Genomic DNA, 636 nt, shown 5'->3' with positions numbered 1-636 from the left:
CGCGGCGGTCTGCTGGTAGATCGGGCGGAGCAGGTCGAGGTCGCGGATGATCGCGGCCGGGCGCAGGTCGAAGACCTCGTTGATGGCCTTCTCGATCCGCTCGACCGGCACGTTCTCGGTGCCGAACGTCTCGACGAACAGCGACACCGGGTGGGCCTTGCCGATCGCGTAGGCGACCTGGATCTCGCAGCGCTCGGCCAGACCGGCGGCCACCACGTTCTTGGCGACCCAGCGGGTGGCGTACGCCGCCGAGCGGTCCACCTTGGACGGGTCCTTGCCGGAGAACGCGCCGCCACCGTGCCGGGCGTAACCACCGTAGGTGTCCACAATGATCTTCCGGCCGGTCAGGCCGGCGTCACCCATCGGGCCACCGATCTCGAAACGGCCGGTCGGGTTGACCAGCAGCCGGTAGCCCTCGACGTCCAGACCCAGACCCTCCAGCTCCGGAGCGATCACGTGCTCCCGCACGTCCGGCGTCAGCAGCGACTCCAGGGAGATGTCCGCGGCGTGCTGCGACGACACCACGACCGTGTTCAGGCGAACCGGGCGCAGGCCGTCGTACTCGATGGTGACCTGGGTCTTGCCGTCCGGGCGCAGGTAGGGGATCGTCCCGTCCTTACGGGCGGCGGACAGCCG

At 69.7% G+C, this 636-nt stretch carries 1 protein-coding gene; it reads right to left on the bottom strand.

The features are described from left to right. Positions 1–636, bottom strand: a 636-nt coding sequence (locus IEZ13_RS46175; protein ID WP_189285821.1) for a methionine adenosyltransferase domain-containing protein, incomplete at both ends; no start/stop codon positions are given.

The sequence above is a fragment of the Actinoplanes campanulatus genome (genome assembly GCF_014647795.1).
In the GTDB taxonomy this organism is placed as follows: Bacteria; Actinomycetota; Actinomycetes; order Mycobacteriales; family Micromonosporaceae; genus Actinoplanes; species Actinoplanes campanulatus.
Note: the sequence above shows the minus strand (reverse complement) of the source record. Positions and strands in the feature narration are given on the sequence as shown.